Here is a 15,292-nt window from a genome sequence, read left to right as displayed (position 1 = left end):
ACTTAATTATGTTGTGTTGGTTTGTAGTGCGTCCTGGCGTCCGCTCCCCGAAAGCGGACTGAAGTCCGCACTACGAACCGTTCTTGCGGTAGTGCGTCCTGGCGTCCGCTCCCCGAAAGCGTCCTGGCGTCCGCACTACGAACCGTTCTTGCGATCGCCATCGCTCGGGTACGATATCACTTATTCACGCAACAATCCCTTTGTGCTTTAACTCTGTCCCGAGTTCCTGCACGAATTCCACAAAGGCACGAACCTTAGCAGAAAGATGGCGTTTTTCAGGATAAACCACTGAGATAGGTAAACCCGGTGGTGCAAAATTTTGCAGAATAGATTGCAGTTTTCCATCGGCGATCGCCCTGGCTGCAATATAGTTATACAACTGCACGATGCCCGCCCCCGCGATCGCAGTTTCCAACAGCGCCTCACCGCTGTCCAGGCGAAGGTTCCCCTGCACCGGTTGCAAAATTGTTTCACCTTCCTGCTGGAATTGCCAATCGTAACTTTTGCCCGTCCAAGCTGAAATAAAAGCAAGGCAATTGTGATCTTTCAAGTCTGCGATGGTTTCAGGAGTTCCGTAGCGTTGGAGATAGCTCGGAGCAGCACAAACCATGAATTTGGCCACAGCCACGGGCTGCACGATCGAGCTGTTGTCGCGCCCCGTTCCCACCCGTACCACCGCATCTAGTCCTTCTTCGATCGGATCGACCATCCGATTCGTCAGCGACACATCTACCTTGAGATCCGGATACTGCGCTAATAATCGCGGTAACGCCGGGATAATGTGCATCCGTCCTAGAGAGGCACTCAGATCCACCCGCAACACTCCGGTGGGCGTGGTTTGCGATCGCATCAACCCCAGTTCTGCTTCTTCGATATCTTCCAAAATTTGGCGCGATCGCTCAAAAAAGGCTGTTCCATCCTGCGTCAATGACAGCCTGCGCGTCGTGCGGTTGAGCAGCCGTACCCCCAACCGTTCTTCTAGCCGTTGAATCGATTTGCTGACCGCCGATGGCGACATTCCAAGCTGCCGTGCCGCTTCAGAAAAACTCAAGGTTTGGGCAGACCGGACAAACATAGTGAGATCGTTGAGCTTGTCCATATTTAATCATATTATTCACAAGTGATGTGAATAATAACTACTTTTGCTGATTTTGAGAATATATCCTACCAAAATCATCAAACCTGAGCTCACACAAAAGATGTTTCCCATCAAAACGCTGCTAACTGCGATCGGCATTATCTCAAGTCTGCGGTTGCCCGCAAATCAAGTTACAGTTGCTCGATCGGCTCAAACCAAACCCACAAAAGTCTCCTCCAGTAAAGCTTTGCCATCGATCGGGTTGTAAGATTTTGCCCTCAGACATCATGTCTAGTCTATTACCATCACAAAAATGGTTTGCGGTGCGCCCGAAAGTTCCCTCTCAGGCTGCCGACTTTCGGGCCCGCGCCCGATGCCGATCGCACCTGCGGTTATCGGACACGATACGAGTTCCCCAGTTCAATCCCAGCCTCAATTGGCATCAGCCCGGATTGGAATTGAGCAAAATAGCGATCGTAAAAACTGGACAAAGCTACTCAAAAATAGTCTAACGTTAGACATCTACGTTGATAACTTTAGTCCCTATTCCTAAAATTATTTTGTTTGACCGCTGCGTTCTGTCACTGACAATTATCATTTTTTTGTAATCTTTCAAACTATTTCTCAGATCTATTTACTTAGCTAAAAATACACAAATTAAATATAGCTCAATACGCTTGGGTTAAGATAGTCCGAAGAGAGGAACAAAGCAAACAAGAGGATATATTTTTCCTGTCGTTATCTCTTAACTAAACCGTATTGGCATATATAGAACAGGTACAATACATAAATATTTAAACCCGCGCCGCCTGCTGAAAAATTCGATCTCACTCCGAGGCAGAATGTTCCAGCCACCCAACCCCAACTCAGAACCTGGGCTAGCCTCAGAAAAACTAAAACTGTCAGATATTCAAGTATTCAGGATTTTTTGTTTATTTCTGCAAACAAATTTGGTAAGATGTAGGCAACCTTTTTCATTGATGGGCAGTTTAACAATCTCTCTCCCATCTTTTTTACCAGAAATCTGTCTCAACTATGTGAGATATCGGTTTCAATGAGGTTGCCAGCCTGTAAATTCTCGAATCACAGATTATCAACCACAAACGAGCCTGCTTAATTCTGTCACCGTCAACGCAGTCAACCCATCGCCGATTTTGAGAGTAAAATCATAGTTTTAACCCCAGCAAACATTCAAATACCAAATCCGAAATCTTGTGAAAAAAATAGCCCAAATCATTAAACCATTAACCGCAATTATATTAACAATAATTTGCCTATTATCGCAAAACGGTTGCACAGCAGCACAAGCAACTGACACAACCAACAAAGACCCAATTTACCAGCAGCGAACCGTCCACAATCCCGACGGCACAGGCAAATTTTACATGGGTAGAGAAATTGCCCAAGTCATGGGATATCAAGGTGCCGGTTGGCTAGAAAGACCCTCGCGCGGCATGGAAGAAAAATCAGCTCGATTAGTCAACAATCTCGATTTAAAACCAACCGACATTGTAGCAGATATTGGCGCCGGAACCGGATATTTTAGCTTTCGGATCGCTCCCTTAGTTCCACAAGGAAAAGTTTTTGCAGTTGACGTGCAGCCGGAAATGCTCAATTTTATTGAGTTGAACAAACAAGAAAAAAATATTGCTAACGTTGAGCCTGTATTGGGAAGCCTTGACAGTCCGAATTTGCCGGAAAACAGCGTAGATTTAGTTGTGATGGTGGATGCCTATCACGAATTTGCCTATCCCAGAGAAATGATGCAAGGAATTGTCAAAGCACTCAAGCCGGGAGGCCGCACCGTATCGATCGAGTATCGGGGCGAAAATCCCCTGCTTCCAATTAAAGGCTTACACAAAATGACTCAGCAGCAGGTAAAAAAAGAAATGGCCGCCGTCGGTTTAGTATGGAAAGAGACAAAAGAGATGTTACCTCAGCAGCATTTGATGGTGTTTGAGAAAAAATCTCAAATTTAGTAGTAAAAAAAGTGATTTATTACCATTTTTTTTTATTTTTGTCAAGGTTGATAAGCCGTATTCATGCGATCGAGCGATCGCCCAACAATACTAATACCAGTTTCCCAAAGAATGCAACTGGCCCAGAAGCTTCAAACCCTTGTAGGATAAGTCACCCCCCCACCTTTAAATCTCAAATCAGAAAGCGAAAATGGTATAAGCCTTAAGTAAGCATTAAGATAGGGATTGGAGCCAAAATGTCAATCTACAATTAAAAATTGACAACCCAGAGGCGCTTCCTTAATTGTTCCAGCGAAGAAGTGTCGCTACTAGAAGGTACCAGCGTGAACATTCCAAGTTCCATCCTCACCATGCTTGTCGGCATCGGAGTGACTCTAATCAGTCTCTGGTACGGGCAGAATCATGGTTTAATGCCGATCGCCGCCTCGGCTCAAGCATCCCAGATAGACGGACTATTCAACACAATGATGACACTTGGCGTAGGATTATTTATCCTAGTCCACGGAGTGCTGCTCGTTGCTGTAATTAAATATCGCCGTCGTGAGGGAGACAACACCGATGGGCCGGCTTGGCATGATAACTTTCCCTTAGAAATTCTTTGGACAGCCCTACCAGCGGTGATTATTTTAGGTATCGGAGTCTACAGTTTTGAGATTTACAACTCAATGGGTGGCCTCGATCCGATGGGTAATCACGACCACGGTACAATGCAATCGCACGCTAAAATGCGCGGAAGTGCGATCGCAGGCACACTGTCAGATACACCACAAAATGCCCCTCAAATTCAGCCAGAAAAACAAATTGCCCTAGGCGTAGGTGCTGCCCCAGAAAACGAAGGCAAACCAGCAGACTTAGTTGTAAACATCATGGGTTTGCAGTACGCCTGGATTTTTACCTATCCAGAAAGTGGCGTTAGTTCCGGTGAACTGCATATACCAGTCAACAGCGACGTACAGCTAAATCTTGGAGCTCAAGACGTGCTCCACGCATTTTGGATACCCGAATTTCGGCTCAAACAAGATGTAATTCCTGGGCGAACAAGCGAACTAAGATTTACACCAAACAAAGTCGGCGAATACCGAGTTGTTTGTGCTGAATTGTGCGGCGCATATCACGGAGCGATGAAAGCTGTAGCATTCGTTCACACGCAAGAAGATTTTGATAGTTGGATCAAAGAACAGCAAATTGCTAGCACTCAAAACCTAGAAGAAGCAGTTGCAGTCAATCCCGATAAGTTGTCAGATGGGGAATTTTTAGCTCCTTACGTCAGGGACATAAAAATCAATCCCGAAAGTCTAGAACAACTTCACCCAACTCATCACTAAAAATAGTCCCTACCTTCATCTAAAAGGTTCATAGTAAGGACTTTAGTCTCGATCCCCAAGATTTGAATGACTAAAATCATTACTACAAAAATATTCGTAGTAAGGACTTTAGTCCGGCTCCCGAGGATTGAAAGGACTGAAGTCCTTAGTACAAAATAGGATTGAAGTTTTTACGGCGAACTAGGAAGCCTTTATATTGTTGTTATGACACAAGCACAGTTCCAAGAAACCGCCAACATAGAGGCTCGCGGAACAGAGCCGGCCGACAGACATTGGCGAGACTACTTTACTTTCAATACTGACCACAAAGTCATCGGTATTCAATACCTAGTTACAACTTTTGGTTTCTATCTAATCGGCGGAGTGCTCGCAACTCTAGTGCGAACCGAACTCGCCACCCCCGACTCCGATTTTGTCACCCCCGAACTCTATAACAGTTTATTTACTGTTCACGCCACGGTGATGATTTTCCTATGGATTGTCCCCGCCGGTGCCGGATTTGCTAACTTTTTGATTCCCCTGATGATTGGGGCAAAAGACATGGCATTTCCCCGACTCAATGCCCTGGCTTTTTGGATGATTCCCGTAGCCGGCGTGTTGCTGTTGAGCAGTTTTTTGGTCGGAGCTCCCCAAGCGGGTTGGACTTCCTATCCGCCTTTGAGCTTAGTTACTGCTCAAATGGGAGAAGAAATTTGGATTCTCAGCGTTTTGTTTCTCGGAACTTCTTCGATTTTGGGGGCGGTAAATTTTGCCGTTACCATCTTCACGATGCGGGTTCCGAGCATGAGTCTCAATGAAATGCCTTTGTTTTGCTGGGCAATGATTGCGACTTCAGCGCTGACTTTAGTTGCTACTCCAGTGCTAGCAGCAGCCTTGATTTTGCTATCCTTTGACTTGTTAGCAGGAACGGCATTTTTTAACCCGACTGGTAACGGCGATCCCGTCGTCTACCAGCATTTATTCTGGTTTTATTCGCACCCGGCAGTTTACATTATGATCATGCCCTTTTTTGGGGTGATTTCAGAAATTTTGCCGATACATTCGCGCAAGCCAATTTTTGGTTATTTGGCGATCGCCTATTCCAGTCTCGCCATCAGCTTTTTAGGCTTGATCGTCTGGGCGCACCATATGTTTACCAGCGGTACACCTGGGTGGCTGCGGATGTTTTTCATGATCACTACAATGATCATCGCCGTACCCACTGGGATTAAAATATTTAGCTGGTTGGCAACTATTTGGGGAGGCAAACTCCGACTCGTCAGTGCGATGCTATTTGGGATGGGTTTTATCTCAACATTCCTGCTTGGTGGCATCACCGGGATCATGGTAGCTTCCGTACCTTTCGACATTCACGTTCACGATACTTATTTTATCGTCGCTCACTTACACTACGTGCTGTTTGGCGGCTCAGTGTTTGGAATTTACGCTGCTTTTTACCACTGGTTCCCCAAAATGACGGGGCGGATGCTCAATGAATTTTGGGGTAGAGTTCACTTTGGATTAACGTATATTGGCTTCACCGTAACTTTCTTGCCGATGCACGCTTTGGGGATGCAAGGAATGCCCCGGCGAGTTGCCATGTATGACCCGAAATTTACGACAATTAATGTCATTTGTACGATCGGCGCTTATATGCTGGCAGTCTCGACAATCCCGTTTATCGTTAACGTGATTTGGAGTTGGAGATACGGCCCGAAAGCTGGTGATAATCCTTGGGAAGCTTTGACTTTGGAATGGATGACGACTTCGCCGCCGCCTATCGAAAATTTTGAAGGAATTCCCGTATTGGCAACAGGGCCTTACGATTATGGCATGGAAAAAATTCAAAATACTGGGGAACGTCTCAAGCTCATGTTGAGGGAAAATGCGATCGCCAGCAGTGGTCAAAAACGCGGTATTCCGATTGCGGAGGCTCAAGCTTCCACTTTCTTTAGCGGTACTGCAACTTTGGTCGAGCCTGAATCAGAGATCAACGTTGATTCTCCTGCTGATGAACGTCAAGATAGCAATTAGTCATTAGTCATTAGTCATTAGTCATTAGTCATTAGTTGTTCCAATATTAGAACTTTCGACTAATGACTTTTGACTGCACAGCAGCGATGTAAGGATAATTTTTTTCTGTCTCTTCCCTCTTCCCTCTTTTTACCCGCTCGTGAAGTCTTTATAGCCTTCTTCCCTCTTCCTTCTTCCCTCTTCCTTCTTCCTTCTTCCTTCTTCCTTCAACATCCCTTACCAACTAGCAATTTATTATGCAACAAATTCCAGCGATCGACCCAGCTAAAACAGAGCTAAATTACCACCACAGCGCCGAAGTAGAAGCCCACGGCGAAGAACATCCCGACCACAGAATGCTAGGCATACTTGTGTTCTTGGGCTCTGAAGGTATGATATTTATGGGTATGTTTGCCGCGTATTTGATTTATCGGGCGATGGCCCCGATGTGGCCGCCCGAAGGTACGCCCGATCGCGAGTTATTGCTACCGGGAATTAACACAGTAATTCTGATTGCTAGCAGTTTTGTGATTCACAATGCAGATACCGCCATCAAAAAGAATGATGCGGCGGGTATGCGGAATTGGTTGCTCGTGACTATCGCCATGGGCGCGGTTTTCTTGTTCGGTCAAGTTTACGAATACACTCATTTAGAGTTTGGCTTGACGACTAATTTGTATGCCAGTTGCTTTTACGTTTTGACTGCTTTTCACGGCTTGCACGTGACGTTTGGTGTAATCCTGATGGCTGGGGTCGTTTGGCGATCGCGCACGGAAGGTCACTATTCTAGCGAACACCACTTCGGCATCGAAGCAACTGAGATTTACTGGCACTTTGTCGATGTGATTTGGATTGTTTTGTTTTTGCTGCTGTACGTGCTTTGAGCGTAGGCTTTTCTACTTAGCGGGCAGGCTGAAAAGCCTGCCCTACCTGAAATTAAGACCCCCATTGGGGGTTTTTTATTGTCTGCGAAGTGCGATCGACAGTTTGATCGTTCGGACTTTAGTCCTCTAATTTATGCGGACTAAAGTCCTCACTACAAACTCTGCCCTAAATTACGCTAAAATAAAAGAAGCAATTCTCCCATCTAACAGCATTGAGAAAATTATGCAGTGCGAATTGTGCGATCGACAAATGGAAGCATTAACCGCCCACCACCTCATCCCCAAACAAAACACCAAGCGCAAAAACGAAGATCCCAGTCAGACGATCGACATTTGTTCAGCTTGTCACCGCCAGATTCACTCTCTCTTCGACAACAAACACCTCGCCCAAGAGCTCAACACCCTAGAAAAGCTCAAAAATGACCCTCAAATCCAAAAATTTATCTCTTGGGTTAAGAAACAAAAAACCGACAAACGCATTCAAGTACACGGCAAAAAAGCCCGCTCGCAAAACTCGCACTCAGATATCTAGTCCTAGAGGTTCGTAGTGAGGACTTTAGTCCTTCTTTTTGCGGACTAAAGTCCTCACTACAAACCAATTTTATTGTTGTGGTATAGTTATTTAATTATTCGCAACAAGCTAGTAACAATTCACATGAACCTCACCTCACTAGAACTCGCAAAAGACCGAGCGCGCATCTTCAAAAACTACCTCCAAACCCAAATAGATACCAATGCTAACTCGGAAAAACTCGCCTTTTTAGACCGGGGAATTCAAAACTCCCCTTACCAAAAAGAAATTAAAAACTATCCCGATTATCTCAAACAAAAACCAGACGGTATCAAAGTAATTAGCTACATTCCCCCAGCCGATAATCCCCTCAAACTTAGCTTCTTTCCCAGCCTCGGAGAACTACCTCAAATTTACCCTCAAGCTTTAAACTTTCTCCACGAAGACATCAAACAAGCCTGCGTTTGCATTGGCACTTTTGTAGGCGACAAAATCCAGGCGCAGTGGCTGGGGAAAAATGCACTTACCAAAGGTGAGTTTTGGAGTGCCACTAAAATTATCGCGCTCCTGAATATCGTCAGTCAACTAAATACCAAATATCCCGACTGCGACGTTGACAACTGCGTTGTTAGAGATGGATACGGGCAAAAACACGATCTTTATTTTTACGATTTAGCAAAAAATATGATTAGCTATACCGAAAATATAGCAACTTCAAACTCCTTAGCCGCGATGTTCAAACGCTTTGATACTCGCGCCGGAATAGAGCAGTGGCTGAAGAATACTACTGGCAATAACGACCTAACTTTTCGCGGGGATTACGGCGATATCCCTTATCTCGACAATCCCAAAATATACGATCTCACCAAAAAACAAGTGCTGCTAACTGCCGCCGAAAATAGCCTCGAACAAAATAATTCTGTATCGGCTTATGACTTGACCAGGCTGATTTCCATGTTAGGATGGCACTTCCATATCGAACAGCGATCGCGCATCAAAGGCTCTCAGTGGAGCAGCTTAGAAACCATTGTCAGAGCAATGGGACATGACACCGCTCGATACGCGGATGAAGCAATCAAAACTTTGGGTATGGATAGCCTCATCTCTTCTCCGGTAATTATCTCAAAATTGGGTTATGGAGTCAGTTCCAGGAGGGGAACGATAGAAACAGTTTATGTGGCTTTAGTGCGCTTTGTGGACGATCGCCCGAAAGCGACCCAAAAACCTGCTAAACTCAGAACTTTAGCCATGACTTTGCGGGCACAAAAAGTTTTAGACGGTTCCAGCAGTGGCGATCGCAAAGCCATAGAACTTGACGCCAGAGTCGCCGCCGAAGTTACCGAAATCCTCCGCCGGCTGTTTGCGGAAGAATTTGCTTAAACCAGAAGTGTTGTTGTTACCGCGAAAGCCCGTGAAACTTGCGGTAAAGCATCGCCTCTATCGGCTTTCCGCCCTGCAAATGTTGCTCGGTGATTGCCGCAACTTCTTCAGCAGAAACACCGCTATACCAAACCTCTTCTGGTAGGACTAACACCATCGGCCCGTTGCCACACTGTCCCAAACAACTGCTAGCTACAACTTCTACTTCTGCACCGGACAATTTCTGAAAAGCTGTCAGTACCTTGGCTGCACTTTGCTTGCGACAAGTGCGGTTTTGGCAAACAAGAACTCGCCTCGAAGATTCGATAATTTTCATGTTTTTTTGCTTGACACTCTGCTGAATGTATGCTATTTTTGTACAATGGGAATAGGTGTGGCCATATATACCCAAAGTGGTCAGAGAGTCAATGCAGATTTTGGACGCTGCTCAAAGCCCATCCCACACATCATGATTAATGTGATGATAAACCTTTTGATGCCAACCATTGGCGATCGAACTACATCAATATTTGATGAATCGGCTAACCGCAGATGCAAAGCAGATAAACACTGATAGACGCAGATATTTTCCAGATAATTTGTGACGCCAGACAATCTTGTCGGCGCTACAAGCGTTTTCGGGATTGTTTGACTACGCCAGACTGATCTCGATACACGTGTGCAACGCGGCTACTAATCTGATGATAAACCTTTTGATGCCAACCATTGGCGATCGAACTACATCAATATTTGATGAATCGGCTAACCGCAGATGCAAAGCAGATAAACACTGATAGACGCAGATATTTTCCAGATAATTTGTGACGCCAGACAATCTTGTCGGCGCTACAAGCGTTTTCGGGATTGTTTCGCGACGCCAGACTGATCTCGATACACGTGTGCAACGCGGCTACTAATCTGATGATAAACCTTTTGATGTCAACCAATCGCGATCGAACTACATCAATAACCGTTTTCGGGATTGTTTGACTACGCCAGACTGATCTCGATACACGTGTGCAACGCGGCTACTAATCTGATGATAAACCTTTTGAGGCTAACCATTCGCGATCGAACAAACGCGACTGATACCGAGCTCCACCGTCGCAGAGTACCGTCACAATCCTATGTCCCGGCCCCATTTGCTTAGCCAAAGCCACAGCAGCCCCCACATTAATCCCCACCGAACCGCCCATAAATAGCCCCTCTTTCCTCAGCAGTTGGTAAACCACACGGACAGCTTCAGTATCATCTATTTGGATAGCATCATCTACCGGGACATTCTCCATATTTCCCGTGACACGACTCGTACCAATTCCCTCAGTAATCGAACTACCTTCACTCTTAATTTCCCCAGTTTTAAAATAACTGTAAAGTCCGCTACCCATCGGATCTGCCAAAACAGCTTTAATCGCGGGATTTTTTGATTTCAGAAACATTGCTACACCCGCAAAAGTTCCGCCAGTACCCGTCGCAGCCACCCAAGCATCAATTTTGCCGTCGGTTTGTTCCCAAATTTCCGGGCCGGTTGTCTCAAAATGAGCTCGGCGGTTTGCTAAATTGTCAAACTGATTTGCCCAAACGGCATTCTCCATTTCCGCAGCCAATCTTCCCGACAGTTTGACATAATTATTCGGGTCTTTGTAAGGAACAGCGGGAACTGTCCGAACTTCCGCGCCTAAGGTTTTCAAAGCATCGATTTTTTCTTGAGATTGGGTATCGGGAATCACAATCAAACATTTGTAACCTTTAGCGTTGCAAATGTGCGCTAAACCGATGCCAGTATTGCCGGCAGTCCCTTCAACAACGGTGCCGCCCGGTTTCAGCAAGCCTTTTTCTTCTGCATCTTTGATGATGTAAAGGGCGGCCCTATCTTTGACGGAACCGCCGGGATTGAGAAATTCTGCTTTCCCGAGAATTTCGCAGCCGGTTTCATCGCTGAAGCTGTTTAATCGAATCAGTGGCGTGTTGCCGATTGTGCCAATAAAGCCGTTTTTGATATCCATATTTTTTGAGTGTTTGTATACTATATAATTCTGAGAATAATTTGATATTTCGTAGTAGCAGTTTACCATATTTTGCTCATATTCAGAACAAATCCCGGTAAAACTGGGTCGCCACTGATTGTAGCCGGATTCTCCAAACATTCCTCTGGTAAATCGGGACGGTAGATGTAGACTCGGCGATTTTTGCGATCGATTAACCAGCCTAACTGCACTCCTGGTTCTCTCATATATTCTTGCATCTTTTCCTGCAATGGCTTGAGATTGTCAGACGCAGACCTGAGTTCTACTACAAAATCTGGGCAAATCGGAGCAAATCTTTGCTTTTGTTCGGGTGACAAAGCATTCCATCTTTCCAGTTTAATCCAAGCAGCATCTGGCGACTTGTCTGCACCTGTTGACAAAGTAAATCCTGTACTCGAAGTAAATGCTAAGCCTGTACCGTTTTGTTCTGCCCAAACCCACAGAGGCCCAAATATATTTCCTTCTCTATTTCCCGTCTCCGAACCAGTAGGGGGCATAATTAGCAGTTCTCCCGATTTGTTGCGTTCAATGCGTAATTCACGATTGATTTGACAAAACTCGAAAAACTCGTCGTCTGTCATTTTCAATTTTGGCGGTATTCGCAATACAATTTTTGATGTCAACATAATTAATTTCCTCAATCGCTGTTTGTAGTGAGGACTTCAGTCCTCAAAAATCAGGATGAATGACTAAAGTCATGACTGCGAAACTGTTTGTAGTGAGGACTTCAGTGATCAAAAATTAAGAAGGACTAAAGTCCTCACTACGAACCGGGCGGACTGAAGTCCTCACTACGAACTTGAAGGACTAAAGTCCTCACTACGAACCTCAAGGACTAAAGTCCTCACTACGAACCTGTTTGCAAATTAAACCTATTTATTTGGTTGAGGAGTCATCCGCAAATAAGGCTTAACTGGTGTGTAACCTTTCGGAAATTTTTCTGCCAACTCTGCGGGGTCGGTAATCGATGGTACGATAACGCAATCATCACCATCTTTCCAATCAACCGGAGTCGCAACGCTGTATTTGTCTGTTAGTTGCAGGGAATCAATTACTCGCAGAATTTCATTAAAGTTCCGGCCAGTGCTCGCCGGATACGTAATGCTCAAACGCAGTTTCTTGTCCGGGTCAATCACAAAAACTGTGCGGATTGTTAAGTTATTCAGGGAGTTAGGATGGATCATATCGTAAATGTCGGAAACTTTACGATCGCCATCTGCTAAAATTGGATAATTGAGAGTAACTTTTTGAGTTTCCTCAATATCTTTAATCCAGCCCATGTGAGAATCCACATCATCGACGCTGAGGGCGATGGTTTTGACGCCCCGCTTGTCAAATTCAGACTTGAGACGGGCCACTGCACCGAGTTCGGTGGTGCACACTGGAGTATAGTCTTTCGGGTGAGAAAACAACACGACCCAGCTATCGCCAGCCCAGTCGTAGAAATTGATTTCGCCTTCCGAGGAGGCTTGGGTAAAGTTGGGAACTGTATCGCCTAATCGTAGAGACATAACTGGTTTCCTCTAATTTTATTTAACAACAGGTATCTATCATCCCACAATTGCCCGGTTTCTCGATCGCGTTGTAAATGATTTTAAACTTTTTGGTCGATCGCCACCCAATTCCACTACTGTAATCTATATGCGACGTTGTTCCTACCACTAAATTTTGTTGCTATGCTTTACTTTTTGCTGAAGGCAATACAGCCTGTTTTAGTTCCGGTATGTTTTGTCTGTGCCTGGGGTTTAGTTTTGTTGGTGTGTTCGAGTATCGGGCGTGCTGTCGGCGATTCCGTGCACAGAGCTCAGCGGATGCACCAAATCCCTTGTGCTAACTGCGTATTTTTCACCGGCGACTACCACCTTAAGTGTCCCGTTAGGCCTATAATAGCTTTGTCTGAAGATGCGATCGACTGTCCTGATTATCGATCGCATTCCGGAACTTACTTTAACAGTTGACAGTTGACAGCTTGCGCGCTCGCGACTTGCCCGCCCGCGAAGTCGAGGGGAGTCGAAGAGTTGACAGAAGAGCCCGCCCGCGAAGTCGAGGGGTTGACAGTTAAGTCCGAAGTTTTTAGCCCGGGGATTTAAGCCCCTGCCTAAAAACAATCCACCTAAAGGTGGGGGCTTAAATCCCCTGTACTTTGGTTGAAAAATCCGGTTGCCGGTTTACACATTTCTTAACATCTCTCGCTCTTTGAATTAAACTGAAGTTGTGAGTCAGAGATTTTCAGGAGTGTATCAAGAATGCTAGTTCAAAAGCTAAACGGCTGCGACGAGTTTATGGCGGGTGACGGTACTCAACTGCGAGAATTGCTGCATCCAGACAAACAAGCTGTCGAGTTGCGTTACCGTTTAGCCCACGCCACTTTGCCGCCGGGAGAAACTTCCGCGCCGCACTCACTAACAACTTCTGAAGTTTACTACATCATCAGCGGTATTGGGGAAATGCACATCGACGATGACACTCAATTAGTGCAAGTCGGAGATGCGATTTACATTCCGCCAAACGCCAAGCAGTTTATTTACAACTGCGGCGAAGAACCGCTAATATTTATTTGTATCGTCGATCCGGCGTGGCGAAAGGAAGACGAGACAATTTTTCAGTAAAATGTCAAAAAAATTGTTTTAAGAACAAGTTTTAACAATAACAGCACCCAGCCATATGTACCGAGTGATTTCCTCTTTTTCAACTTCGATGCGGAGTTGCAATAAATCCTCAGATTCAGTTGCATTGCTCCCCTCTTATTAGTTGGGGAAGTATCAGCTTTGTTGGTGGGTGCTGCTATTGTTTTTTGATGGGACAGATGTGAGATTAAACAGCGTTTTTACTCCTTAAGTTATATTTTAAACTTCGCTGCGGTATCTGGAAGTTGTATCTGTCAGAGAAGCTTTTTGTTTGCTTCATATTATTAATGTACCACCTTCTTCTGGGAGCGCAAGTACCTGCAACTAAACTTTACATAACAGTTGACTGTTGACTGTTGACAGAAGGAAGAAGGAAGAAGGAAGAAGGAAGAAGGAAGAAGGAAGAAGGAAGAAGAAAGACAATCCTGTAGGGGTATAGATATTTCCGATTAATGATGAAGTTGAATTAAGCATCGAGCTTTGTGGATGCGCGCGCCGCTAAAATATTAGAGTTCGGCTGTGGCTGCTGTTGGGAGAAACAGTCATAATATCGGTATGAAAACAACCAAACTCATCAAACTGTGCGCCTTATCGCTGAGCATTTTCCTGCTGTGTAGCAGTGTCGCGACAGCGGAACCGACGGCGAGCCCTCAGCCGCAGCAGACTTATACTAATCAAGAGATTCTGCAACAGTTGCTAAAGGCGAAAATTGTGTATTTGGGTGAAACCCATGATAGCACAGCCGACCACCAAGCTCAACGGGCGATAATTCAAGAAATGCAGCGGCAAAATGGTAAAATTGCGATCGCGATGGAGATGTTTCAGCGTCCGTTCCAAAGTGCGATCGACAACTACTTAGCTGGTAAAATCACAGAAGAGCAATTAGTCGAGCAAACAGAGTACGATCGCAGATGGCGTTTTCCTTGGGAATATTACGCGCCATTTTTGCGGTTGGCCAAAGAAAAGCAACTGCCAGTCCTCGCCTTAAATACACCATCGGAAGTAACCAGAAAAGTTGCCTCTCAAGGCTTAGAAAGCCTCACAGCCGACGACAAAAAATATATTCCGCCAATTTCCGAAATTCGCACCGACAACGCCGAATACCGGCAAATGCTGCTCGAAGTTTTCCAACAGCACCAAAAATCTGCACAGGGACATAGTACAGCCTTTGAAAGATTTTTGCAAGCCCAAGTTTTGTGGGACGAAACTATGGCCGAAAGCATAGCTACATTTGTGAAAGCTAACCCCGACTATCAAGTTGTAGTGTTAGCAGGGAAAGGACATATTATGTTCGGTTATGGGATTCCCAGCCGCGTTGAGAGGCGTTTGGGAGTCGGGAAGGTAAAAATGCGATCGGTTTTATTTAGTTCGCCCACAGATACTCCTTTGTCCACAGACAAACCCATTGCTGACTTTGTTTGGCACCACTCGGAATAGTATAGCAGTGGACAGTTGACAGCTTGCGCTGAGCGAAGTCGAAGAGTGGGCCTGGGACAGTTGCTTCGTCAAG

At 45.4% G+C, this 15,292-nt stretch carries 16 protein-coding genes; 11 read left to right on the top strand and 5 right to left on the bottom strand.

Going from position 1 to position 15,292, the window contains the following annotated elements:
* Positions 1-184 precede the first annotated feature (184 nt).
* Positions 185-1,099, bottom strand: coding sequence for a LysR family transcriptional regulator (locus QZW47_RS02470; protein WP_293123265.1), 915 nt, complete (start codon positions 1,097-1,099; stop codon positions 185-187).
* Between the two features lie 100 nt (positions 1,100-1,199).
* Here QZW47_RS02470 and QZW47_RS02465 point away from each other — a divergent pair, with 100 nt between their 5' ends.
* The 8 genes from QZW47_RS02465 to QZW47_RS02430 all read left to right on the top strand — a co-directional run bounded on the left by QZW47_RS02465 (position 1,200) and on the right by QZW47_RS02430 (position 9,149).
* Positions 1,200-1,346: a hypothetical protein gene (locus QZW47_RS02465; protein WP_293123262.1), complete on the top strand. Its 147-nt coding sequence runs from the start codon at positions 1,200-1,202 to the stop codon at positions 1,344-1,346.
* 19 nt (positions 1,347-1,365) lie between these two features.
* A complete protein-coding gene (locus tag QZW47_RS02460; RefSeq protein WP_293123259.1) occupies positions 1,366-1,590 on the top strand; it encodes a hypothetical protein in 225 nt (74 codons plus the stop codon).
* 702 nt (positions 1,591-2,292) lie between these two features.
* Positions 2,293-3,057, top strand: a complete 765-nt coding sequence (locus QZW47_RS02455) for a class I SAM-dependent methyltransferase (RefSeq protein WP_293123256.1) — start codon at positions 2,293-2,295, stop codon at positions 3,055-3,057.
* 323 nt (positions 3,058-3,380) lie between these two features.
* Positions 3,381-4,382, top strand: a complete 1,002-nt coding sequence (locus QZW47_RS02450; RefSeq protein WP_293123253.1) for a cytochrome c oxidase subunit II — start codon at positions 3,381-3,383, stop codon at positions 4,380-4,382.
* A gap of 204 nt (positions 4,383-4,586) precedes the next feature.
* Positions 4,587-6,395 (top strand): cytochrome c oxidase subunit I, encoded by a 1,809-nt coding sequence (gene ctaD / locus QZW47_RS02445; protein WP_293123249.1) that lies wholly within the window; start codon positions 4,587-4,589, stop codon positions 6,393-6,395.
* A gap of 236 nt (positions 6,396-6,631) precedes the next feature.
* The gene (locus tag QZW47_RS02440) at positions 6,632-7,258 is read left to right on the top strand and encodes a heme-copper oxidase subunit III (protein ID WP_293123246.1); all 627 of its coding nucleotides are present in this window, start codon (positions 6,632-6,634) and stop codon (positions 7,256-7,258) included.
* Positions 7,259-7,391: 133 nt separating this feature from the next.
* Entirely contained in the window at positions 7,392-7,790 is a 399-nt protein-coding gene (locus tag QZW47_RS02435; protein WP_366930789.1) for an HNH endonuclease, read from the top strand.
* A 123-nt stretch (positions 7,791-7,913) separates the two neighbouring features.
* Positions 7,914-9,149: a hypothetical protein gene (locus tag QZW47_RS02430; protein ID WP_293123243.1), complete on the top strand. Its 1,236-nt coding sequence runs from the start codon at positions 7,914-7,916 to the stop codon at positions 9,147-9,149.
* Between the two features lie 16 nt (positions 9,150-9,165).
* Here QZW47_RS02430 and QZW47_RS02425 read toward each other — a convergent pair whose 3' ends face one another.
* The 4 genes from QZW47_RS02425 to QZW47_RS02410 form a co-directional block, all read right to left on the bottom strand.
* Entirely contained in the window at positions 9,166-9,465 is a 300-nt protein-coding gene (locus tag QZW47_RS02425) for a (2Fe-2S) ferredoxin domain-containing protein (RefSeq protein WP_293123239.1), read from the bottom strand.
* Between the two features lie 694 nt (positions 9,466-10,159).
* A complete protein-coding gene (locus QZW47_RS02420; RefSeq protein WP_293123235.1) occupies positions 10,160-11,134 on the bottom strand; it encodes a cysteine synthase A in 975 nt (324 codons plus the stop codon).
* A gap of 62 nt (positions 11,135-11,196) precedes the next feature.
* Positions 11,197-11,781, bottom strand: coding sequence for a Uma2 family endonuclease (locus QZW47_RS02415; protein ID WP_293123232.1), 585 nt, complete (start codon positions 11,779-11,781; stop codon positions 11,197-11,199).
* Between the two features lie 246 nt (positions 11,782-12,027).
* Positions 12,028-12,666, bottom strand: a complete 639-nt coding sequence (locus tag QZW47_RS02410; RefSeq protein ID WP_293123229.1) for a peroxiredoxin — start codon at positions 12,664-12,666, stop codon at positions 12,028-12,030.
* A gap of 165 nt (positions 12,667-12,831) precedes the next feature.
* On the opposite strand from QZW47_RS02410, the gene QZW47_RS02405 reads away from it, so the two are divergent.
* The 3 genes from QZW47_RS02405 (at position 12,832) to QZW47_RS02395 (ending at position 15,219) form a co-directional block, all read left to right on the top strand.
* Complete coding sequence (locus QZW47_RS02405) at positions 12,832-13,113, top strand: hypothetical protein (RefSeq protein WP_293123226.1); 282 nt, start codon at positions 12,832-12,834, stop codon at positions 13,111-13,113.
* Between the two features lie 288 nt (positions 13,114-13,401).
* Positions 13,402-13,764: a cupin domain-containing protein gene (locus tag QZW47_RS02400; RefSeq protein ID WP_293123223.1), complete on the top strand. Its 363-nt coding sequence runs from the start codon at positions 13,402-13,404 to the stop codon at positions 13,762-13,764.
* A 573-nt stretch (positions 13,765-14,337) separates the two neighbouring features.
* Positions 14,338-15,219 carry a ChaN family lipoprotein gene (locus QZW47_RS02395; protein ID WP_293123220.1) on the top strand — a complete coding sequence of 294 codons (882 nt, stop codon included), beginning with the start codon at positions 14,338-14,340 and terminating at the stop codon, positions 15,217-15,219.
* Positions 15,220-15,292: the final 73 nt, after the last annotated feature.

It is taken from the genome of Microcoleus sp. bin38.metabat.b11b12b14.051, assembly GCF_013299165.1.
Classification (GTDB): Bacteria; Cyanobacteriota; Cyanobacteriia; order Cyanobacteriales; family Microcoleaceae; genus Microcoleus.
Note: the sequence above shows the minus strand (reverse complement) of the source record. Positions and strands in the feature narration are given on the sequence as shown.